The sequence below is a fragment of the Clostridium sp. AM29-11AC genome (genome assembly GCF_003480545.1).
Classification (GTDB): domain Bacteria; phylum Bacillota; class Clostridia; order Lachnospirales; family Lachnospiraceae; genus Otoolea; species Otoolea saccharolyticum_A.
This window is the reverse complement of the sequence record NZ_QUJI01000005.1, coordinates 23,400-44,326: the sequence shown is the minus strand read 5'-3', so window position 1 is coordinate 44,326 and position 20,927 is coordinate 23,400. Positions and strand designations below refer to the sequence as shown.

20 protein-coding genes are annotated in these 20,927 nt (G+C 51.9%); 16 read left to right on the top strand and 4 right to left on the bottom strand.

Features of this window, described 5'->3' with window-relative positions; translation table 11 throughout:
* Positions 1-132 precede the first annotated feature (132 nt).
* From DW757_RS05405 to DW757_RS05345, 13 genes are all read left to right on the top strand, one after another.
* Positions 133-879 carry a peptidoglycan recognition family protein gene (locus tag DW757_RS05405; RefSeq protein ID WP_182433256.1) on the top strand — a complete coding sequence of 249 codons (747 nt, stop codon included), beginning with the start codon at positions 133-135 and terminating at the stop codon, positions 877-879.
* 212 nt (positions 880-1,091) lie between these two features.
* A complete protein-coding gene (gene argS / locus DW757_RS05400) occupies positions 1,092-2,861 on the top strand; it encodes an arginine--tRNA ligase (RefSeq protein ID WP_044931682.1) in 1,770 nt (589 codons plus the stop codon).
* 60 nt (positions 2,862-2,921) lie between these two features.
* Complete coding sequence (locus DW757_RS05395) at positions 2,922-6,056, top strand: SNF2 helicase associated domain-containing protein (protein ID WP_118751196.1); 3,135 nt, start codon at positions 2,922-2,924, stop codon at positions 6,054-6,056.
* A gap of 293 nt (positions 6,057-6,349) precedes the next feature.
* A complete protein-coding gene (gene rd / locus DW757_RS05390) occupies positions 6,350-6,511 on the top strand; it encodes a rubredoxin (protein WP_015543983.1) in 162 nt (53 codons plus the stop codon).
* A gap of 111 nt (positions 6,512-6,622) precedes the next feature.
* Positions 6,623-7,078: a MarR family winged helix-turn-helix transcriptional regulator gene (locus DW757_RS05385; protein WP_087382907.1), complete on the top strand. Its 456-nt coding sequence runs from the start codon at positions 6,623-6,625 to the stop codon at positions 7,076-7,078.
* A 59-nt stretch (positions 7,079-7,137) separates the two neighbouring features.
* Positions 7,138-8,004 (top strand): glycerophosphodiester phosphodiesterase family protein, encoded by an 867-nt coding sequence (locus DW757_RS05380; RefSeq protein ID WP_015574820.1) that lies wholly within the window; start codon positions 7,138-7,140, stop codon positions 8,002-8,004.
* A 51-nt stretch (positions 8,005-8,055) separates the two neighbouring features.
* Positions 8,056-8,928 (top strand): radical SAM protein, encoded by an 873-nt coding sequence (locus DW757_RS05375; protein ID WP_347559965.1) that lies wholly within the window; start codon positions 8,056-8,058, stop codon positions 8,926-8,928.
* A 75-nt stretch (positions 8,929-9,003) separates the two neighbouring features.
* Complete coding sequence (locus DW757_RS05370; protein WP_008398779.1) at positions 9,004-10,578, top strand: ABC transporter substrate-binding protein; 1,575 nt, start codon at positions 9,004-9,006, stop codon at positions 10,576-10,578.
* Positions 10,579-10,701: 123 nt separating this feature from the next.
* On the top strand, positions 10,702-11,646 hold the full coding sequence (locus tag DW757_RS05365; RefSeq protein WP_008398781.1) for an ABC transporter permease: 945 nt from the start codon (positions 10,702-10,704) through the stop codon (positions 11,644-11,646).
* A 38-nt stretch (positions 11,647-11,684) separates the two neighbouring features.
* Positions 11,685-12,485 (top strand): ABC transporter permease, encoded by an 801-nt coding sequence (locus DW757_RS05360; RefSeq protein ID WP_118751195.1) that lies wholly within the window; start codon positions 11,685-11,687, stop codon positions 12,483-12,485.
* 108 nt (positions 12,486-12,593) lie between these two features.
* Positions 12,594-14,426 (top strand): ABC transporter ATP-binding protein, encoded by a 1,833-nt coding sequence (locus DW757_RS05355; protein WP_243033401.1) that lies wholly within the window; start codon positions 12,594-12,596, stop codon positions 14,424-14,426.
* Positions 14,427-14,484: 58 nt separating this feature from the next.
* Positions 14,485-15,288 carry an SDR family oxidoreductase gene (locus DW757_RS05350; RefSeq protein ID WP_015574824.1) on the top strand — a complete coding sequence of 268 codons (804 nt, stop codon included), beginning with the start codon at positions 14,485-14,487 and terminating at the stop codon, positions 15,286-15,288.
* A 209-nt stretch (positions 15,289-15,497) separates the two neighbouring features.
* Positions 15,498-16,229 (top strand): Sir2 family NAD-dependent protein deacetylase, encoded by a 732-nt coding sequence (locus tag DW757_RS05345; protein ID WP_118751193.1) that lies wholly within the window; start codon positions 15,498-15,500, stop codon positions 16,227-16,229.
* Between the two features lie 145 nt (positions 16,230-16,374).
* Here DW757_RS05345 and DW757_RS05340 read toward each other — a convergent pair whose 3' ends face one another.
* Entirely contained in the window at positions 16,375-16,806 is a 432-nt protein-coding gene (locus DW757_RS05340) for a hypothetical protein (protein WP_118751192.1), read from the bottom strand.
* Complete coding sequence (locus DW757_RS05335; protein ID WP_118751191.1) at positions 16,803-17,012, bottom strand: hypothetical protein; 210 nt, start codon at positions 17,010-17,012, stop codon at positions 16,803-16,805. Before DW757_RS05335 ends, DW757_RS05340 begins: the two co-directional genes overlap by 4 nt.
* A gap of 178 nt (positions 17,013-17,190) precedes the next feature.
* Here DW757_RS05335 and DW757_RS05330 point away from each other — a divergent pair, with 178 nt between their 5' ends.
* The 3 genes from DW757_RS05330 to DW757_RS05325 all read left to right on the top strand — a co-directional run bounded on the left by DW757_RS05330 (position 17,191) and on the right by DW757_RS05325 (position 19,044).
* On the top strand, positions 17,191-17,823 hold the full coding sequence (locus tag DW757_RS05330) for a TlpA disulfide reductase family protein (RefSeq protein ID WP_015574827.1): 633 nt from the start codon (positions 17,191-17,193) through the stop codon (positions 17,821-17,823).
* Positions 17,823-17,969 carry a CD1871A family CXXC motif-containing protein gene (locus DW757_RS17325; protein WP_008398792.1) on the top strand — a complete coding sequence of 49 codons (147 nt, stop codon included), beginning with the start codon at positions 17,823-17,825 and terminating at the stop codon, positions 17,967-17,969. Before DW757_RS05330 ends, DW757_RS17325 begins: the two co-directional genes overlap by 1 nt.
* Before the next feature lie 118 nt (positions 17,970-18,087).
* A complete protein-coding gene (locus DW757_RS05325; RefSeq protein ID WP_118751189.1) occupies positions 18,088-19,044 on the top strand; it encodes a 4Fe-4S binding protein in 957 nt (318 codons plus the stop codon).
* Positions 19,045-19,258: 214 nt separating this feature from the next.
* On the opposite strand, the gene DW757_RS05320 is transcribed toward DW757_RS05325, so the two are convergent.
* Positions 19,259-20,032: an ATP-binding cassette domain-containing protein gene (locus DW757_RS05320; RefSeq protein WP_118751188.1), complete on the bottom strand. Its 774-nt coding sequence runs from the start codon at positions 20,030-20,032 to the stop codon at positions 19,259-19,261.
* Entirely contained in the window at positions 20,033-20,923 is an 891-nt protein-coding gene (locus tag DW757_RS05315) for an ABC transporter (protein ID WP_008398797.1), read from the bottom strand.
* Positions 20,924-20,927: the final 4 nt, after the last annotated feature.

The following is a 20,927-nucleotide window of genomic DNA, read 5'->3' as shown; positions in this document are numbered from 1 at the left end:
GCAGCTGGTCCTGTCGGCAGCAGGTAAGAAAGATGCGGGGAAAAGCGCGTCTGAAGAAAGAGAAGGCTAAAAGGCAGAAAATCTGAGAGCAGATGATAAAGCACCTGAGATACAGATGAAGGGGACGATAGATTGGAAGAGGAGTTTAAAAGGGGAAGCCGTGACGGCGCGTATGAGCCGGGACGGACGCGGGAGAGCAGCCGGAAGAGAGATACCAGGATGCAGAGAGAGTGGATGAAGCGCCGGAGAAAAAGGCGGTTTGGTATGCTGGGGGCGACGGCAGTTATTTTTTTCGCGGCGGGAATCCTGATTGGATGGTTTTTCAGGGGGAGCCTGATAAGAGAGCCGGTCAATCTCGCGGCCATCGAGATGCCGGACTGGGTGACGCAGGAGCTTCTGACTGTCAATCCGTACTCCAGGCCCGGGACAAAGCTCTGTTCCGTAAACGGGATCGTGGTTCACTATGTGGGAAATCCGGGCACCACGGCTGAGCAGAACAGAAATTACTTCGAGGGGCTGAAGGCTCAGACAGGGGAAAATAAGGTATCGGTCAGCAGCAATTTTATCATCGGCATGGACGGCGAGATAATCCAGTGTGTTCCCATAGATGAGATGGCGTACGCGTCCAACAGCAGAAACTCTGACACGATCTCCATTGAATGCTGCCACCCTGAGGCAGACGGCAGGTTTACTGAGGAAACCTACGACTCACTGGTCAGACTGACTGCCTGGCTGTGCAGTGAGCTGAAGCTGAAGCCAAAGGATGTGATCCGCCACTACGATGTGACGGAGAAGGCATGTCCCAAATATTTTGTCGATCATCCGCAGGAGTGGGAGACATTTCTGAAGGATGTGAAGAAGGCAATGAGGGCAGGCTGACAGGCGCAGGCAGATCTCCCGGAAAAACAGGAAGGCCTGGTTGATCTTGCCGGGAAATTGGCTTATAATTATAGATCGCTCAGCAGCTGCGCACAGTGACAGAAAAAAGCTGCCGAAGCGGGCTGAGGCCGGCCGGGACGGCAGGGGCTGATGCAGGCGGTTTTTGGGCAGGAGCGCAGACTCAGAATACCAGAAAAGGAGAAGCAGAAATCATGAAGAAAATGATTGACTTAATTGTGGCAGAGCTGACGCCTGCCTTTACGGAATGCGGATATGATGAAAAATATGTGAAGGTGACGGTTTCCAACCGCCCGGATCTGTGCGAATATCAGTGTAACGGAGCCATGGCAGCAGCCAAGGCTTACAAAAAGAAGCCTATCGACATCGCAAACGAGGTGGTGGAGAAGGCAAAGGAAAGCCGGATGTTCTCTGAGATCGGAGCCGTGATGCCGGGATTTATCAACCTGCGCATCTCTCCGGAGTATCTGGCCGGATATATGAACGAGATGGCGGCAGATGAGAAATACGGGCTGGAGGAGACAAAGGCCCCTGAAACGATTATCATCGACTATGGCGGAGCCAATGTGGCAAAGCCTCTTCACGTAGGTCATCTGCGCTCCGCTGTCATCGGCGAGAGCATTAAGCGGATCAGCCGCTATATGGGCCACCATGTGATCAGCGACGTGCATCTGGGAGACTGGGGACTTCAGATGGGACTGATTATTGAGGAGCTTCACGACAGACAGCCGGAGCTCCCGTATTTTGACGAGAGCTTCACTGGGGAATATCCGGAGGAGGCGCCGTTTACCATCTCCGAGCTGGAGGAGATCTACCCGGCTGCCAGCGCCAAGTCAAAGGTGGACGAAGCGTTTAAGGAGAGAGCCCAGGAGGCTACCTTCAAGCTGCAGAGCGGCTATGCACCCTACCGGGCTATCTGGAAGCATATTATGAATGTTTCCCTGAAGGACTTAAAGAGAAATTATGGAAACCTGAATGTGTCCTTTGATTTATGGAAGGGCGAGAGCGATGCACAGCCCTATATCCCGGCGCTGATTCAGGATCTCATTGACAAGGGGCTGGCTTACGAGAGCCAGGGAGCGCTTGTCGTGGACATTGCCGAGGAGACTGACTCCAAGGAGCTTCCTCCCTGCATCGTGAGAAAGTCTGACGGCGCGGCTCTCTATGCCACCTCCGATCTTGCGACTATCGTGCAGAGGGAGCAGGATTTCCACCCGGATCGCTATATTTACGTGGTGGACAAGCGCCAGGAGCTTCACTTTACCCAGGTATTCCGCGTGGCGAAGAAGGCCGGAATTGTGAAGGATGACACAAAGATGATCTTCCTCGGCTTCGGCACCATGAACAGCAAGGACGGCGGCCCGTTCAAGACCAGGGACGGAGGCGTCATGAGACTGGAACACCTGATCGACGAGATCGATGAGGAGGTTTACAGGAAGATTCAGGAGAAGCAGAGAGTTCCGGAGGAGGAGATGAGAAGGACTGCCGAGATGATCGGCCTTGCAGCCTTAAAATATGGAGATCTCTCTAACCAGGCTACGAAGGACTACGTGTTCGACGTGGATCGCTTTATCTCCTTTGAGGGAAATACAGGTCCTCACATTCAGTACATGGTTGTGCGCATTAAGTCCATCCTTGAAAAGTACGGGGAACTGATGGGCGGAACCTACAGCCTGATCCCCATTCGCCCGGCGGCGTCAGAGACAGAGAAAAAGCTGCAGCTTGAGCTGTGCCGCTTCGGAGAAGTGGTGGAGTCAGCTTTTGCAGAGACAGCGCCTCACCGTATCTGCCAGTATATGTATGACCTGTCTGATGCGTTTAACAATTTCTATCTGGTGAACAAAATCATCGGCGAGGAGGACAGAGAGAAGCAGGCGGGCTTTATCAGTCTGATCAGTCTGACAAAGGATGTTTTGAATGCCTGCATGGATCTTCTTGGAATGGAAGCGCCGGAGCATATGTAAGTGTGTGGGAGCAGGCCAAAGACAAGTCGAAAGCAGGGGCCTGCTCAGGGAGGTTGCCATATGGAGGTGAAGGAGCTGTCGGCTGACGCCTTCTGGAAGGGAGAGATCTGCATTTCAGGAAAGGTGGAGGACGAGGGACACATCTATCATACGAAGGTTTACATCAAGGGTAGTCAGATTTTTGACTACTCTTGTTCCTGTAGTGGGGGAAATTCTGGCCGGACCATGTGCCGTCATGGGCAGGAGCTCTACAGGGCGTATCAGGCAGAAGGACGGGAGAGAGAGGAAAAGGCTGTGTCTACTTCCCAGTCTGTGAGGATGATGATACGGGAATACACAAACCGCCAGGTGGCGGAAATTGTGGCAGAGAGCGAAGGGGAGGATGTGGAATTTCTGCCCCTTCTTCTTATACGCAGGGAAGGGCTCTTTCTCGAAGCCAGCTTAAAGAGGGGGCGGGAGTATCTGCTGAGGGATCTGGCAGCTTTCGCCCAGGCGGTGAGAGAGGGGCGATATGTGGAATACGGCAGAGGGCTGGCCTTTAATCACGATCTGAACGCCTTTACGAAGGAGAGCAGGGGAATGGCCGCCTTGGCATCCCAGCTGGCTCTCACATATCTGGACCACTATGGACAGATCAGGAGAGGCCAGATGCCGGCAGTGCCTGCGCTTCGCAGCCTGAAGCTGGGGAGGGCTGACGCGGACCGCTTTTTTGAACTGATTGAGGGGAGAAATCTGCAGTGCGAGGACATGAGGGGACACAGGAGAATTCTGGAGGCAGTCAGCGGGGATCCTGATTTCTGCGTCACAGTGAAAAAGGCCGGGAAGGGTGGAATAAAGGTGAGCGTGCCGCCGGATCTCCTTGTCTTTGAAGGGGAGAAAAGCCTCTATGTGGCAGATACAAAAAAACTGTACCGATGCAGCAGAGAGTACACGGAGGCCATGTCCGTGTTTTTGTCAGAGCTTTTGAAGAACCGGGAGGAGCCGGGGAGCGCTCTGGTGGGAGAGAGGGATATCCCCCTGTTCTATGAGCGGGTTTTAAAGGGCATGGAGGCCTTCGGGATTCTCACGCAGGAGGGAGTAGACCTGGAGAGCGCAAGACCGGAACCCCTCTCGGTCCGCTTTGCGTTTGACTGCCTCGATGACGGGAGAATTGCCCTGACACCCAGCCTGTCTTACGGGGACTACCATTTTCACCCAATGGACGACGGGGAAGTTCCAAAAGAAATCTGCCGGGATGTGCCGGGAGAATTTCGGGTAAGCTGCCTGATCACCAGGTACTTTTCCGCCAGGGAGGAGGGAACGGGAAGGCTTCTTCTGGCAGCGGGAGATGATGCCCTGTACCGTCTTCTGGACGAGGGGATGGAGCAGTTTGGAGAGCTTGGAGAAATCTGGTTCTCTGACAGATTCAGGGGGCTCAATATCCGCCGTGCCCCGGAGATTTCTCTGGGAGTGTCAGCGGCAGACGGATGGCTGAAGCTGACACTCGACACAGGGGATATGAGCGGTACGGAGCTTTTAAAGGTTCTCGACGCCTACAGACAGAAAAAGAAGTATTATCGGCTGAAAAACGGGGAATTCTTAAAATTGTCGGATGACGGCTTCATGACTATTGCAAGGCTTCAGGAGGGGCTTGGCATCGGAAAGGGGGAGCTGAAAGAAAAACAGATTGTCCTGCCGAGCTATCGGGCTCTCTACCTGGATCAGATGGTCAGAGAAGAGGGAGGGATTGCCTTTTACAGGGACAGCCTTTACAAGGCGGTGGTGCGGGGGATGAAGTCGGTGGCGGACAGCGATTTTGAGATTCCTGCATCCTTTCAGGGGGAGCTGAGGGAATATCAGAAAACGGGCTACCGCTGGCTGCGTACCCTGGACCACTGGGGCTTTGGCGGCATTCTGGCGGACGACATGGGGCTTGGGAAGACCATACAGGTGATCGCCCTTCTGCTCTCCGCGAAGGAGGAGGGAATGTCCCTGATTGTCTGCCCTGCATCTCTGGTCTATAACTGGGCCCACGAGCTGTCTGTGTTCGCTCCGTCTCTGCGGGTTCTGACGGCGGCAGGCAGCTTAGGGGAGCGCAGAGAGCTGCTCGCCGGGATGGATTCCTGCCAGGTGATTGTGACTTCCTATGATCTGCTGAAGAGAGATATTGAAATATACCGGGAGAAGAGTTTCCGGTTCGAGATCCTTGATGAGGCTCAGTGCATCAAAAATGCGGCCACCAAGAGCGCGCGGGCAGTGAAAGAGGTAAAGGCCCGCACCCGGTTTGCCCTGACGGGCACTCCTGTGGAAAATCATCTGGGAGAGCTCTGGAGTATTTTTGATTACCTGATGCCGGGATTTCTGTTTGCCTATGGGAAATTCCGGACCATGTACGAGATTCCCATTGTGAAGGACAGGGATGAGAGAGCGGCTGCGAATCTGCGCCGCCTGATTGGCCCCTTCCTGCTGCGCCGCCTGAAGTGCGATGTGCTGAAAGAACTGCCGGAAAAAATCGAGAGGGTGGTATACTCTGCCTTCGAGGGAGAGCAGAAAAAGCTCTACGGGGCCAATGTGCTCCGGCTCCGGAAGGAGCTGGAAGCTGGCGGGGAGCTGCCGGGAAAAATACAGATCCTGGCAGGACTTACAAGGCTTCGCCAGATCTGCTGTGATCCTTCCCTCTGTTATGAAAATTACAAGGGTGAGTCGGCAAAGCTGGAAACCTGTCTGGCTCTGCTCTCAGGGGCGGTTGCGGCCGGGCACAGGGTTCTGCTCTTCTCCCAGTTTGCCTCCATGTTCCCGATTATAAAGAAGAGGCTTGACAGAGCCGGGATCGGCTGCTTTGTGCTGACTGGGGCCACCTCTAAGGAGGAGAGAAGCCGTCTGACTGCCAGGTTTTATGCAGGGGACGTTCCGGTGTTCCTGATTTCCTTAAAGGCAGGAGGTACGGGGCTGAATCTGACGGCTGCGGATGTGGTGATCCACTATGATCCCTGGTGGAATGCCGCGGCTCAGGATCAGGCCACAGACAGGGCGCACCGGATTGGCCAGAAAAAGCAGGTGACGGTGTTCCGGCTGATTATGAAGGGGACAGTGGAGGAGAGTATTCTTCACCTTCAGGAGTCCAAATCGGAGCTGGCAGACCGGATTGTGACAGAGGGCAGTGTCTCTCTGGCCGGCCTTGGGCGGGAGGAGCTCTTAAAGCTGCTGGAGCCGTGATGAGGGGGACAGTTTTCTGTATACAAAGATCAGAATTGTCTGCAGAGCCAGATCAGAGATAGCATAAAAAATAATAATAGTAATTTTTATCAAAATAATAGTGGACAAAAGAGAAGTCCTATGCTATAGTAATAGCAGAGTTCAGGGACGGCCAGAGCAGAAGGCTGAGACAGCCTGGTTAAGTACCTGCCGGAAGGATATCCGACACAGGTACAGGCCGGATCCGGGAACTGAGTGTTTGAGACAGGGAAATATCGAAATTCAGAACCTTGATGGATAAGGAGGATTTTATCATGAAGAAATATGTATGTGACGTATGCGGCTATATCTATGATCCGGCTGAGGGAGATCCGGATAACGGAGTGGCAGCAGGAACAGCCTTTGAGGATATTCCTGAGAGCTGGGTATGTCCGCTGTGCGGCGTAGGCAAGGATCAGTTTTCTGTTGAGGAGTAATCGCAGAGCAGCAGAATAGGAAGAACAGAAGTTACCCCCTCTGGTTTTACACGGCCGGAGGGGATTTTTGCATAAGATCGTCCGCATTCCGGAAAGGAGGGAGGAAGACCTGTGGAAGAGAGAAAAGGGCTGCTTGGCAGGGTAATGGAGAAGTGCGCGGTGACTGCCAGGCTGCACCAGAATTATCTGAGAAGGGAGATGGGGAAGACTGGAATTTCTAAAAGCCAGCGCCAGCTCCTTCTCTATATTGAGAAGAACCCGGGGGCAACCCAGAGAGAGATTGCAGCCAGGCGAAATGTTTCTACAGCGTCAGTGGCGGTAGCCGTAAAAAAGCTGGAAAAAGAGGGATACCTGATAAAGGATACTGACCGGACGGACAGCCGGCGCAGCTGTCTGCGGCTGACCTGCGGCGGACAGAAGGTGGCGGATGAGAGCAAACGGCTGTTTGAATACACAGAGGCTTCCATGTTTTCCGGTTTTTCGGAGGAAGAGATTCTGCAGTTTGAGAATTTTCTGAACCGGATTATTAAGAACGGGGAGTCTCTTCTCCAGGAGGAAAGCAGATAGAAACAGGCACAGCCAAATTTACGCCTTCGTCTGTGCTATACTAAAAGATGGTGATAAAAATGGTATTGACAATTCCGATGATGCTGCCAGTTGTGATTCCGGGTATGATGACAGTGTCCTGTCTCTCACTTTTTTACTGCATGAAGCCGGAATCAGGGAGAAAGGAGCGGCTGGCTGATTTTGAAAAATATTATATAGCTCACAGAGGGTTTCACAACAATGAGGAGGGCTGCCCGGAAAATTCCCTTCCCGCCTTCCGAAGAGCAGCAAAGATGGGGTATGGGATTGAGCTGGATGTGCAGCTCACCAAAGATAAGCGCCCTGTGGTGTTCCATGACTATGACTTAAAACGGGCCGCAGGAGCGGACAGGATGGTGGAGGACTGTACTTACGAAGAGCTTAAGGCTTACGGACTGTTCGGAACGAAGGAGCGCATTCCGCTGCTGGAAGAGGTGCTGAGCGCTGTGGGAGGACGGGTTCCGCTGGTTGTGGAGATTAAGGCAGAACGAAAATACAGGGAGCTCTGTGAGATTGTGGCGGCCTGCCTTGACCGCTACAGCGGCCTTTACTGTATGGAGTCTTTCAGCCCGCTGGCAGTCAGATGGTTTAAGAAAAACAGGCCTCATGTGCTGAGAGGACAGCTTGCCACCAACCACAGACGGGAAGGGCTTAAGACTCCGTGGCCGGCACAGCTGGTGCTTACCAACTGTCTGCTGAACGCATGGAGCGGACCGGATTTCATTGCTTACAACTGCCGTTTCTCGGAATCTCTGGCTGTGCGTCTGATGCGCAGGATCCACAAGTGCAAGATGGCAGCCTGGACCATTAAGAGCCAGAAGGATCTGGAGAAACAGAGAAAACGGTTTGATCTGTTTATTTTCGACAGCTTTCGGCCGGAGGAGGAAAAGGAGAGAAAAGAGGAGTAAAGGCACTATTTGCTGAGACGGAGACACTTGGAAAATCAGGAGGTATGGAAAATGGCGATGGAATATGAGGGACAGATTTGCCGTCCGCCGATGGAGCGGGCATCGTTTATGCTTCCGGTGGCTGTGGGATGCTCCTACAACCGCTGTATATTCTGTACACTGTTTAAGCATGTATCTAGCCGTCTGCTTCCCATGGAGCAGATTCAGGCAGAGCTTTCGAGGGTAAAGACCCTTGGAGGAAATCCGGAACGTGTATTTCTGGGAGATGGAAATGCCTTTGGTCTTCCCACGGAGAGGCTGCTTGAAATTCTTGACAGGATTCACGAGGCCTTTCCCGCATGCAGGGAGGTCAACATGGATGCCACTGTGACCAATATCCGGGAAAAGAGCGACGAGGAGCTGAGATCTCTCTTTCAGGCCGGAGCGAGAGGACTCTACCTGGGGATAGAGAGCGGAATGGCCAAGGTGCTGCGCTTCATGAAAAAAGACCACACACCGGAGGAGGCATACAGGGAGATAGGAAGGATCAGGGAGCAGGGCTTTTCCTACAATGCCCATCTGATGCTGGGTCTGGCCGGAAAGGGGAACGGACAGAAAAATGCGGAGGAAACAGCCCGGTTCATAAACCGGACAGAACCAGATCGGATTATTAATTTTACCATCTTCCTGCACAGGGAGGCTCCACTCTGGAGGGAGATCGAGAGGGGGACCTTTGTTCCGGCTGACGAGTATGAGAATCTGCTGGAGGAGAGGAGTCTGATTGAACAGATCGGGGACTTTTCCCTTCTCTATGACGGCTTTCACGATAATATTGAAGTCAGAACCAGGGGAAAACTTCCGGAGGACAGGGAGAAGATGCTCATCCATCTGGACAGGGCGGCAGAACGCCTTTTGTATGAAAAGAGAAACAAGAAAAAGGATTGAAATTCTGGCGAAATCTGTTACAATGTAGGGGACAATTAAATAATGAGAGAATATTACGGATAACGAGAGGAAAAAATGATGAAAAAGAAGAAGATTCTTTTAGGTTTGACGACACTTTTCGTATCTGCTGCACTCTGCGCATGCGGTGGCGGCAAGAATGGAGAAGGATCCTCAGCGGCAAAGCAGAATGAAGCATCTGCTGCAGAAGAAGGTAATACTCTTTCAGAAGGAACACCCAAAGCAGGCGGAAGTGTTGTGGTTGGCATGACACACGACCTGGCTAGTCTTGACCCCCACGCTACAACGGACGCAGGAACTAGAGATGTGGTTTTCAATTTGTACGAAGGGCTTGTGAAGCCCGCCCCGGACGGCAGTCTGATACCGGCAGTGGCCAGTGATTACAAGATCTCAGAGGACGCAAAGACTTATACTTTTACCCTCAGAGAAGGAATCACTTTTCACGACGGAACTCCTGTGACGGCCGAGGATGTCAAATATTCCATTGATCGATGTGCGGAGGCCAATCAGGGCTCCGCTTTTTCTATGCTCTCAGAAGTAGCTGTGAAGGACGAAAAGACCATTGAGGTGAAACTGAATGAGAGCTATTCTGAGTTCCTGGCAGATCTCTCCCAGGCTTATATTATTCCTGCCGCCAATGAGAACCCGGCAGGAAATCCCATTGGAACAGGCCCGTTTCAGTTTGTGTCCTACACGCCTGACCAGTCAGTTGTACTGGAGAAGTATGACGGCTACTGGCAGGAAGGGCTTCCCTATCTGGATGAGGTGACCTTTAAGATTACGGCTGACGTAGATACTGCGTTTATGGAGCTTCAGGCAGGCACTATCGACATTCTGAAACACCTGACCAGCGCTCAGGTGCAGACTTTAAATGACAGCTTTAAGGTGGAAAGCGGAAGCATGAACCTGGTTCAGGCTATGTTTTTAAACAGCGCCTATGAGCCGCTTTCCAAGAAAGAGGTAAGGCAGGCTCTGTGCTATGGGGTGGACCGGGACGCCATCAACCAGTTCCTGTTCGGAGGAAAGAGCCATCTGATCGGTTCCCACATGATTCCCAATATGGCTGTGTACTACGAGCCTCAGGCGGAAAAAGTCTACAGCTATGATCCGGCGAAGGCCAAGGAGCTTTTAACAGAGGCAGGATATCCGGACGGTTTTGATCTGGAGATTACAGTGCCGAGCTCTTACTCCCAGCATGTGGATACGGCCCAGATCATCGTAGAAGAGTTAAGTCAGATCGGAGTGAATGCCACCATCAATCAGGTCGAGTGGAGTACCTGGCTCAGCGATGTGTACACAGACGGAAAGTTTGAGGCCACAGTGATTGGCTTTGACGGGACTCTTGCCCCGAATGACTGGCTGATGAAGTACACAACGGGCAATAAGAAAAACTTTATGCACTACTCAAATCCAGAATACGATCAGGTATTTAACAAAGCCTACACTACAGTAGACGAGGCAGAAAAGGAAGCCCTCTACAAGGAGGCTCAGATGATTCTGGCAGAGGATGCGGCTGCTGTGTATATCCAGGATCCGGCCAACTTTGTAGCAGTGAACAAAAGACTTGGCGGATATACCTTCTATCCTACAGCAGGTGACGATATGTCTCTGGTATATGAAATCGGAGAGTAAGAGAAGACGGACGGTGGCTGAAACCGTCTGAAAAAATGAACAAGCAGGCCGGGCAGAAGAGCGAGAGTAAGAATTCTCTGTCTGGCTCATAAAAATAAGGCAGTGAATTGCCGGAGGATATCGATGAAATACTTTTTTAAGAAACTGGTTACTCTCATTATCACATTGTTGCTGATATCTCTTCTCACATTCACTGCTTTTTCTGTTATTCCGGGGGATGCGGCTTTGACGCGTCTGGGAGAGGATGCGACAGAAGAGCAGATTGAAGCATTCAGGGAAGAGTACGGACTGAATGATCCGATGCCGGTCAGATATGTCAACTGGCTGTCAGGTGCAGTGAGAGGAAATTTTGGAGATTCCTACTATTACGATAACATGACAGTGAGCGAGCTTTTAGCGGTCAGGCTTCCGGTTACGGTTCTGCTGGCAGCAGTTTCCCTTGTGATGATTTTGGTCTGTTCTGTGCCTCTGGGGCTTCTGTGCGCCAGAGGAGCGGGAGGGGCTCTCGATCACGCGGTAAACGGAACTCTTCAGGTGGTTATGGCCGTTCCCTCCTTTTTTCTGGGAATTATCCTGACTTATGTGTGCGGTCTGATTCTCAAGTGGTTCCAGCCGGGACAGTTTGTGGCACCGTCGGAGAGCTTTTGGGGGGCAGTTTCCTATCTGGTGTTTCCGGCTGCGGCTGTGGCTCTTCCCAAAATTGCCATGGTGGTAAAGTTTCTGAGAAATTCCGTGCTGTCTGAGCTCTCCAGAGATTATGTGCGCACGGCGAGGAGCAGAGGAAACAGCAGCAGGAGGATTCTGTATGTCCACGTGCTGAAGAATGCTCTGATTCCGGTCATTACCTTCGTGGCTATGGTGGTGGCTGAGATTCTGGCAGGAAGTATCATTGTGGAGCAGGTGTTCAGCGTTCCCGGAGTAGGAAGGCTTCTGATCAGCTCCATCTCAAACAGGGACTACCCGATTGTGCAGGCGATTGTGATGTATGTGACGCTGGTGGTGGTGCTTGTGAATTTCCTGGTGGATATGATGTACCAGCTTCTGGATCCCAGAGTCAGGACATCGTAGGCAGAGCCATCTAATTTTCGTCACGGAGGAGAGAAAGCGTGAAAAAGAAACGAAACTGGAATTTAATCCTGGGGCTGTCGCTCACCTTATTTTTTCTGGCAGCCGCTATTTTAGGGCAGTTTTGGACACCCTATCCCCCTACCCAGATGGATGCCCTGCAGGTAAATATGGCGCCCTGCCTGGCTCACCCTATGGGAACGGACAACTTTGGAAGGGATATTTTAAGCCGAGTTATGTATGGCAGCGGCAATACCTTTTTTGTGGCAGTCTGTACAGTCCTCATAGGAGGGATGCTGGGTACGGCGGCAGGAGCCCTCACCGGCTACTACGGAGGTATTCTGGATAATGCGCTGATGCGGATCAGCGATATGATTCTGAGCTTTCCCAGCGTTTTGCTGGCGCTTCTTTTTATCAGCCTGATGGGGCCTGGAAAATACAATATCATTCTGGCTCTTGGGATCCTGTTCATCCCCGTGTTTGCAAGGATTGTCAGGAGCGAGGTAATCCGCTGCAGGGAGCTTGACTTTGTAAAGAGCGCCAGGGTGATGGGCGTGGGAAATCTGAGAATTATCTTTGTCCACATTCTCCCCAATGCATCAGTCAGCATCCTTACCACAGCAGCTATATCCTTTAATAATGCCGTTCTCTCTGAAGCAGGCATGAGCTATCTGGGGCTGGGTGTACAGCCGCCGGAGCCGAGCCTTGGCAGAATGCTCTCAGAGGCTCAGTCCTATCTGTTTGGAACCCCCTGGTATGCCATTTTCCCGGGTGTTGTGATTATTCTTATCATCCTCGGCTTTTCCATGACAGGGGAAGGACTCAGGCAGCTTCAGCAGTAGGAGATACAGGAAGCGATGCAGTCAGACGGGAAGGGCAGTTCGGAAAAAGGCAATGAAGGGCTGCCTCCGGTAACAGCAAAAATGCAGTTTAAAAAAGCAGGTATGAACATGACAGAGTACAGAAAGACACAGACCAAAGCAGGAGGAAAGGACGGAAGCGAAAAGCAGATTCTCGCTATGGTGAGGGATCTGTCAGTGGAATTTAATGACAACGGGCCGGAAACGGAGGTTGTGAAAGGAATCAGCTTCCCCATCTATGAGGGGGAGATACTGGGAGTGGTGGGAGAGAGCGGATCCGGAAAATCCATGACAGCGCTTGCCATGATGGGACTTCTGCCGGAGCGCGCGAAGGCAGAGAGAGGAAGCATAGAATTTTCCCAAAAGGACGGGGAGACGGTGGATCTGCTCAAGCTGTCCCCAAAAGAGATGCAGAAGGTACAGGGCCGTGAAATTTCTATGGTGTTTCAGGAGCCGATGACCTCCTTAAATCCCGTCATGAAAATCGGAAGGCAGGTGGGGGAGAACCTGGAGCTGCATACAGAGCTTACAAGAGAGGAGATCCGGGAGAGGTCTGCCCAGGCTCTGGAGCAGGTAGGCCTCTCAGAGCCAGAGGAGCTTTTGGAACGGTATCCCCATGAGCTGTCGGGAGGAATGCGCCAGAGGGTTATGATTGCCCAGGCGATGATTGCCGCTCCCAGACTATTGATTGCAGATGAACCTACTACTGCTCTGGATGTTATTGTGCAGGCGCAGATTCTGAAACTGCTGCGCAGAATTCATGAGGAACAGAACACATCCATTCTCTTTATTTCCCATGATTTGAATGTAATCAGGGAGATCTGCGACCGTGTTCTCGTCATTTACAAAGGAGTGATAGTGGAGGAGGGGGAGGTCAGCCAGGTGCTGAACCACCCTCAGCATGAATACACGAAACGCCTGGTGGCCTCTATCCCGCAGGCGGCCAGAGATACAGAAAGCGGGAAGGAGATTCTGAATATCTCCCATCTGGACGTATTCTACAGGGAAGGGGGAGGGATTTTTAAGAAGCCTTCCAAAAAGCATGTCCTCTGCGATGTCAATCTCACGGTGAAGGAGGGGGAGATACTGGGAATTGTCGGAGAGAGCGGCTGCGGAAAATCCACTCTCTCAAAGACGATAGTCGGCCTCAACAGGGATTACTCCGGCGAGATTCATACAGAGGGGGAACTGCACCCGCAGATGGTATTTCAGGATCCGTTCGGCTCCCTGAATCCTGCCAGGAAAATCGGGTGGATTCTCGAGGAGCCTCTGCGTCTCAGGGGAATCCGCGACAGGAGCGAGAGGCGCAGGCTGGCTGAGGAAATGCTTGTAAAAATAGGGCTTGACGAGTCGTTCTACAGCAGGCGCCCCAGAGAGCTTTCGGGAGGTCAGAGACAGAGAATCAGCATCGGAGCGGCTCTCCTTGCCGATTCCAGGCTGCTGGTAGCCGACGAGCCGGTGTCTGCCCTGGATGTAACAGTTCAGTCTCAGATTCTGAAACTGCTGCTGAATATTCACCAGGAGAGGAAAAATACTCTTCTGTTTGTGAGCCATGATCTGAACATTGTGCGCCGGATCTGCCACAGAGTAGCTGTCTTGTATCTGGGAGAGGTTGTAGAATCTGGGGATGTAGAGGAAATATACAGAAATCCCTGCCATCCGTATACCAGGCTGCTGCTGGAATCCTCTCTGGGTGGAGAGAAGGAGAAAGACAGGAAAGAGATGCATCTATCTTCTGATATCGGGGAAACCTTTGGAAGAGAGAGCGCAGGCTGTCCTTTCTTCCCCAGATGCCCGAAGCGGACGAAGCAGTGTGAGAGCGCAAGGCCGGAGGTAATAAGGCTGGAAGACGCCCACGAGGTGAAATGCTTTCTGTTTGCGGAGGAGAAAACTTCTCCGGAGCAGGAGAGAGGAGAGGCCTAGGAAAACAGGACAGACACAGGAGACTAGATAGCTTAAACAGAGCGGAAAGGAGAAGCAAATGAATGTAAAAGGAAAAGCTGCCATTGTCACTGCATCTACCAGGGGGATCGGCTGGGCCTGTGTTAAGGCGCTGGCGAAGGAAGGAGCCATCGTCTACATGGCTGCCAGAAACAGGGAAGCGGCTGAACAGAGGATAGAAGAGCTTGCAGGCCAGGGGCTTTCAGCAAAATGGGTATACTGCGACGCATCGGTGAAGGAATCCTACGCTTCCATGGCAAGGGAGGTGGAAGCCTCAGAGGGAAAAATCGATATTCTGGTAAACAACTTTGGAACCTCCAATCCGAAGACGGATCTGGACATTGAGAAGACAGCCTATGAAGACTTTATGAATACCCTGGATTTAAACCTGGCCAGTGTCTACCTCTCTGTCCAGGCAGTGCTCCCGGTTATGAAAAGGCAGGGAGGCGGCAGCATTATCAACATCAGCTCCATCGGAGGCCAGCTTCCGGATGTGGCCAGAATCGGATATGCGGTGAGCAAGGACGCCATCATCTACCTTTCAAAGAATATTGCGCTCCAGGAGGGAAGGAACGGAATCCGCGTCAATGTGGTCTGCCCGGGGCAGACGGCTACGGATGCGGTGAAGGGAAATATGTCTGAGGCTTTCCAGGAACTGTTTCTGCGCCACACACCGATCCGGAGGATGGGAACGCCGGAGGAGATTGCCGCCGCTGTTCTGTACTTTGCAAGTGAGGAGGCCGCCTATACCACGGGACAGGTTCTTTCTGTTTCCGGCGGTTTCGGGATGGGAACACCTGTATACGGGGATCTGATGGGACTTTCAGCAGAAAATCGTCATTAGGGGGCATAATTAAGAACTAATTGGGCGATTAACCAATATTTGTCGGAATTTAATAAAAACTTTGCAGTAATATATAGAAAAGACGCCGGAAATATAGTATAATTACAATCAGAGAAATTCATAAGACAGTTTCTTATATTTCAGATGCAGACCGCAATGGACAGATGTGCGGGGGATGAGCAAGTGTGAAAAGGAGGAGGAGCGATTTTATGGATGAAAGGATTGCAGCGCTCAGAAGGATTCTGGATGAGAGCAATTATACGGTAGCCCTCTGCGGTTCAGGCATGATGACAGAAGGGGGAGTCACGGGAATAAAGGCTCCGGAGCGGGCATACGAGATCGAAAAGAAATATGGCGCGTCGCCGGAATATATTTTTACCAGCGCCTATTATAACACCCGGCCGGAAAAGTTTTTCAATTTTTATAAAGAAGAGATTCTGAAGCATATCCCCGAGCCGACTGCCGGCAGCTATGTTATGGCAAGGATGGAGGCTGCCGGAAAGCTCCAGTGTATTATTACCGCAAATGTGTATAATCAGGCAATCAGGGGCGGATGCGAGCATGTAATTAATCTGCACGGATCAGTGTTTGAGAATCAGTGTCCCCACTGCGGAGAGCTTTACACGGTAGATGATATGCTGAATGCAAAGGGAATTCCGAGCTGTCGTGTCTGCAACTCGACAATCAGGCCGAAGGTTTCTCTGTTCGGGGAGATGGTTGACAGCCGGATCATGACGAGGACGACGGAGGAGGTTGAAAAGGCGGAGGTTCTTCTGCTGCTCGGCACAACACTCAGATCGGACGTATTCTCCAATTATTTCAGGTATTTCCACGGAAAATACCTGGTGGCAATCCACAGAACGCCCCACTATTCAGACGCAAAGGCAGACATGGTTATTATTGACGAGCCGGGACATGTTTTGGAACAGCTCGGGTATTAAAAGCCGCCTGCTCAGTGCGGCGGCAGAAAGCAGCGCGGAAATGAAAAAGTAAAAGAGGCCGGCCCTGATTTAGACGGGGCCGGCCTCTTCGGATGTGGGCGGGATGGAGAGGAGGAAAAATACTGCCAGGCCAGCCCTGTAATTTCTACAGGTACTTTTTCATCTCTTCGATATTTTTCTCTTCCATGTTCAGCTGTCGTTTGGCCAGACTGACTATCGCCGGATTGGAGCCGTGATAGGCGTTGAGCTGCTTTTTCAGTTCGGTCACTCCCATGATGTTTCCCTGTATCATCATCTCGGCCAGTTTGGAGGTGGAGGGATTTACAAGGCTCTTCATGGTGGAAGTTACCCGGGACATGGCCTTGGCCACCGGGCTTGCATCCTCCGCCTGAACTCCCTGGGCCCTTAAAAGCCTTCCGCTCTCGTCGTAAGCCTCCTCATATTCGTCAAGCTGGGAATTCAGGGCATGAAGAAACTGAGAGTCATTGCTCAGCTGAATGATATGGCGGATGCTGTCCCGGCCCATATCTGCATTCTGGTGTATCTGGTTTAAAAGTTCAATATCCTGTGTCATCATCCTTCTCCTTTCCTTTTTCTGGAGCCTTTCAGATGGGCTGCTCCATAAGCTGTGCTGTTGTGTTCAGAATGTGTGTCCTCTGCCTTGGCCATATGGCGGGCGCCGGGATTATCATCTGCCTCTGGCTGGGATGCGTCAGTCCCGGCAGCTCTGGCGTGGTAGGCAGATTCCTCAGGAGGAATGGTTCTGTAATCATAAATGTTCACTGAAATTCTCCTTTCCTTTCAGGCGCAGCAGCGCTGCAATTTGTTTCTCTGCTTAGTATGGGGAGAAAAAAAGCGGTTTAGACATATGGAGGAAAAGAATTAATGGAAATTTCATTGTTTTTTTATGGCATTCATGGTATTATCAGGGAACGGCTGAACAACAGAAAGGATGAGTGAAATGAAGAAAAATTTATTTATAAAAGCAGCACTCTGCATGGCAGCAGTATCCCTGCTCACAGCCTGTCAGAGTCAGAAAAACTCAGAAACCGTCGGGACAGAGGTTCAGGCAGCTTCCAAACAGGATAATCAGGAGGAAAGCCAGACTGGGGAAAGCGAGGAGAGCAGGGGAGTATTCGAGGCGTTTACTGCCCAGGATCTGGATGGAAACCAGGTGGATCAGAGTATTTTCGCGGATGCGGATCTGACCATGATCAACGTGTGGGGAACCTTCTGCACGCCATGCCTGGACGAGATGCCGGATTTGGGAGAGCTGAGTGAGGAATATAAAGACAAGGGCATGCAGATAATCGGAATCTGCTCTGACACGGTGAATGCAGACAGGGAGCTTGACGAGGCCCAGGTTAAGAAGGCCAAAGAGCTGGCAGAGCAGACGGGAGCAGACTATCTTCACCTTGCCATGTCCGGCGATCTGGTCGACACCCTGCTTCCGCAGGTGATGGCTGTGCCCATGACAATCTTTGTAGACAGCGAGGGAAAGCAGGTGGGGTCCGCCTATATGGGAGCCAGGGATAAAGACGGATGGACGGAGATTATAGAGGAGATGCTGGCCTCTGTACAGGGGGAGGCCTGATGAGAAGGAAGAGGCTTCGCCTGACTCAGACAGGTCTGCTGCTGGCAGCAGTGGTTTTTCTGGCTGCCGGAGTGTACCGGGATGAGGTGGCGGTGGTTTTTGTGAAGGCTGCCAACATCTGCATGGAATGTATCGGCCTCGGATAGAAGAGGACAGACGGAACCGGAGTGCAGGCGCGGTGAAAAAGAGAAAGAAAAAAGACAGCACAAGAGAAAGAAAAAGAGATAGAGAAAGAAAAAGAGATAGAAGAGAGAGCAAAGAGAGATGAAAGAAAAGCGACATCTGTCAGAAAAGACAGCAGAAAAAACGAGCCGGGCAAAGCCGGCCGGCCGGTTTCGCCTGCTCGTGCAGGCTGCCTGGTTTGCCGTCACAAATGGATATGCAGCCGGGTTTCTGGAAAAAAGGATTTATACCGGCAAGCTGAAACGCCTGTGCGTGCCGGGGCTTAACTGCTATTCCTGTCCGGGAGCGCTTGCAAGCTGCCCCATCGGCTCTCTGCAGGCTGTGCTCTCCAGCAGTGAGTTTACGTTCTCCTGCTATGTACTGGGATTTTTGATGCTTTTTGGAACCGTGCTGGGGCGGCTGGTGTGCGGATGGCTCTGCCCCTTCGGACTGGTTCAGGATCTGCTGCACAAAATTCCATTTCCCGGAAAGCGGAAAAACCTTCCGGGACACAGATTTTTGAGACAGCTCAAATATGTGATTCTGGTACTGTTTGTCATCCTCCTGCCGTCGGCTGTGGCGGGAATAACGGGCAACGGGGAGCCGTGGTTCTGCAAATACATCTGTCCCAGCGGGACACTGATGGGAGGAATTCCGCTGGCGCTGGGAAATCCGCTGCTGCGCTCCGCCATAGGCACTCTGTTTTCGTGGAAAATGTTTCTGCTGATTCTGACCGTGGTTCTCTCAGTCAAATATTACAGACCGTTCTGCAAATACGTATGTCCTCTCGGGGCGATTTACGGACTGTTTAACCCGGTGGCCCTGTACCGGCTTCAGGTGGACGAAAATAAGTGCATCGGCTGCAAGTCCTGCCAGAGGGCCTGCAAAATGGATATTAAGGTCTGGGAAAAGCCCAACAGCGCGGAATGCATCCGCTGCGGCGACTGCAGGACAGCATGTCCCACAGGGGCGATCACTTCCGGCTTTCGCCTGCACGGGCAGGAGGAGAAGGAGAGACGGGCAGCAGGGCAGGAAAAAAACGAGAGAGGAGCAGTCTAATCGATTTATGGAAGCAGAGCGCGCTGAAAAGCTGCTGAGAAAATATTCCGCTGCCTGTCAGAAAGCCGGGTGGGAAGACAGCAGGCGAATGCGGAAATAGAAAAAGTCAGAAACAGGAGGACATTTTGTGCCGGTGAAAGCTACAAAACGTCCTCCTGTTTCCTTTTTAATCTTTTCTTCTCAATCGTTTCTTTTAACCTTTTTCTCTCAGCCTTTAATTTCCGCACTCAATGCTGATTTCATTGAACTTTCCGAGAATATCCTCTACCTTCACGGCGGATTTTTCCGCGGCATTTTTGTCCATGACTGCCTGACCCTGGTGCATCATGAGAAGGCGGCTGCCGTACTCGACCGCATATCTGAGATTGTGGGTGACCATGATTGTAGTCAGCTTTTTCTCCTTCACAATCTTGTCAGTCAGCTCCATAATAATTTCTGCCGTCTTCGGATCGAGAGCTGCTGTGTGTTCGTCGAGAATCAGAAATTCGATGGGAGTCATCGTCGACATGAGAAGAGCCATAGCCTGCCTCTGGCCTCCGGAGAGGCCGCCGGCCTTCACATCCAGCTTATCCTCAAGTCCCAGCCCCAGGAGCTTCAGATTTTCCCGGTAAAAGTCAATCCGCTTCCGGTTTGTTCCCCAGCGCAGGTTAAAGGGCTTTCCCTTTGTGTCTGCCAGAGACATATTTTCAAGGATTGTCATGTTAGGGCAGGTTCCCATAGAAGGGTTCTGAAAGACCCGGCCGATGACCCTCTGCCGTTTGTATTCCGGCATTTTTGAAATGTCGGTTCCGTTGATGAGGATGCTTCCCGCATCTACGGGGATGCTTCCGCAGATGATGTTCAGGAGAGAGGTCTTGCCGGAGCCGTTGCTGCCCACTACAGAGACGAACTCACCCTGGCGGACAGTCAGACTGAAATCCTCAAACAGGCACATCTCATTGACAGTTCCCTGATTGTAAAATTTTCTGATATGTTTGATTTCCAGCATTTATCTCACCTTCTTTCTCGCGGAGCGATCACTTAACACAAGGATGATCAGGAACATGGCGGCGATGACGAACTTGTTGTTTGAAGTGTTGATGCCGAAGTTCTGTGCCACATTCATGGCCAGGGAGGTACAGGCCTTGTAGAGAATGGAGCCGAGGATGACTGCGGTGGTAGTTCTCAGGAATCCCAGCTTTGCAAAGAGCTTTGTTCCGATAATCACGCTTGCAAGGCCTGTGACAATGGTTCCTGTCCCGACGCTGATCTCGAAAAAGCCCTGCTGCTGGCAGAATACGCAGCCTGCCAGAGCAGCCAGCCCGTTGGCCAGGGCCAGTCCGATAATTTTTACGGTGCCTTTATCTTTGGCCAGAGCCGTCACAAGGGTTTCATTGTCGCCGGCGGCCCGCAGAAGCAGGCCGGAGCGCGTCTTCAGATACAGATCTAAAAGGAGCTTTACGATCAGTACAATCACAAGCAGGATGGCCGCTACCGTAATGTCAAAGGTGCGGTTGGACAGGGCGGAGGTCATCTCGTTCTCAAAGATGGTTTCCTGACTGTAGATAGGGAGGTTTGCCTTGTTCCCCGCCACGATCAGGTTGATGGAGTACAGACCGGTCATGACAATGATTCCGGACAGCAGATCCCTGACTTTGAGCTTCACATGGATCAGGCCTGTCACTGTCCCGGCCAGAGCTCCCGCGAGAAAAGCCAAAGGAAGAGTGAGCCAGGCGGGAACTCCCGCTATGATGGCGGCAGCTGTCACAGCTGCGCCGAAGGGAAAGGTGCTGTCAACGGACAGATCCGGAAAGTCCAGGATGCTGTAGGTGATATATACGCCAAGAGCCATCAGCGAGTAGATGAGACCCTGGATGAGGATGGAAAGAAAAATGGTCATGTGT

Coding starts and splice junctions, on each gene's coding strand:
- DW757_RS05315 (WP_008398797.1), bottom strand. CDS start 20,923: ATGACCATTTTTCTTTCCATCCTCATCCAGGGTCTCATCTACTCGCTG.
- DW757_RS05340 (WP_118751192.1), bottom strand. CDS start 16,806: ATGATGACACAGGATATTGAACTTTTAAACCAGATACACCAGAATGCA.
- DW757_RS05375 (WP_347559965.1), top strand. CDS start 8,056: ATGGCGATGGAATATGAGGGACAGATTTGCCGTCCGCCGATGGAGCGG.
- DW757_RS05365 (WP_008398781.1), top strand. CDS start 10,702: ATGAAATACTTTTTTAAGAAACTGGTTACTCTCATTATCACATTGTTG.
- DW757_RS05330 (WP_015574827.1), top strand. CDS start 17,191: ATGAAGAAAAATTTATTTATAAAAGCAGCACTCTGCATGGCAGCAGTA.
- DW757_RS05355 (WP_243033401.1), top strand. CDS start 12,594: ATGACAGAGTACAGAAAGACACAGACCAAAGCAGGAGGAAAGGACGGA.
- DW757_RS05325 (WP_118751189.1), top strand. CDS start 18,088: ATGAAAGAAAAGCGACATCTGTCAGAAAAGACAGCAGAAAAAACGAGC.
- DW757_RS05370 (WP_008398779.1), top strand. CDS start 9,004: ATGATGAAAAAGAAGAAGATTCTTTTAGGTTTGACGACACTTTTCGTA.
- DW757_RS05345 (WP_118751193.1), top strand. CDS start 15,498: ATGGATGAAAGGATTGCAGCGCTCAGAAGGATTCTGGATGAGAGCAAT.
- DW757_RS05320 (WP_118751188.1), bottom strand. CDS start 20,032: ATGCTGGAAATCAAACATATCAGAAAATTTTACAATCAGGGAACTGTC.
- rd (WP_015543983.1), top strand. CDS start 6,350: ATGAAGAAATATGTATGTGACGTATGCGGCTATATCTATGATCCGGCT.
- argS (WP_044931682.1), top strand. CDS start 1,092: ATGAAGAAAATGATTGACTTAATTGTGGCAGAGCTGACGCCTGCCTTT.
- DW757_RS05350 (WP_015574824.1), top strand. CDS start 14,485: ATGAATGTAAAAGGAAAAGCTGCCATTGTCACTGCATCTACCAGGGGG.
- DW757_RS05395 (WP_118751196.1), top strand. CDS start 2,922: ATGGAGGTGAAGGAGCTGTCGGCTGACGCCTTCTGGAAGGGAGAGATC.
- DW757_RS17325 (WP_008398792.1), top strand. CDS start 17,823: ATGAGAAGGAAGAGGCTTCGCCTGACTCAGACAGGTCTGCTGCTGGCA.
- DW757_RS05380 (WP_015574820.1), top strand. CDS start 7,138: ATGGTATTGACAATTCCGATGATGCTGCCAGTTGTGATTCCGGGTATG.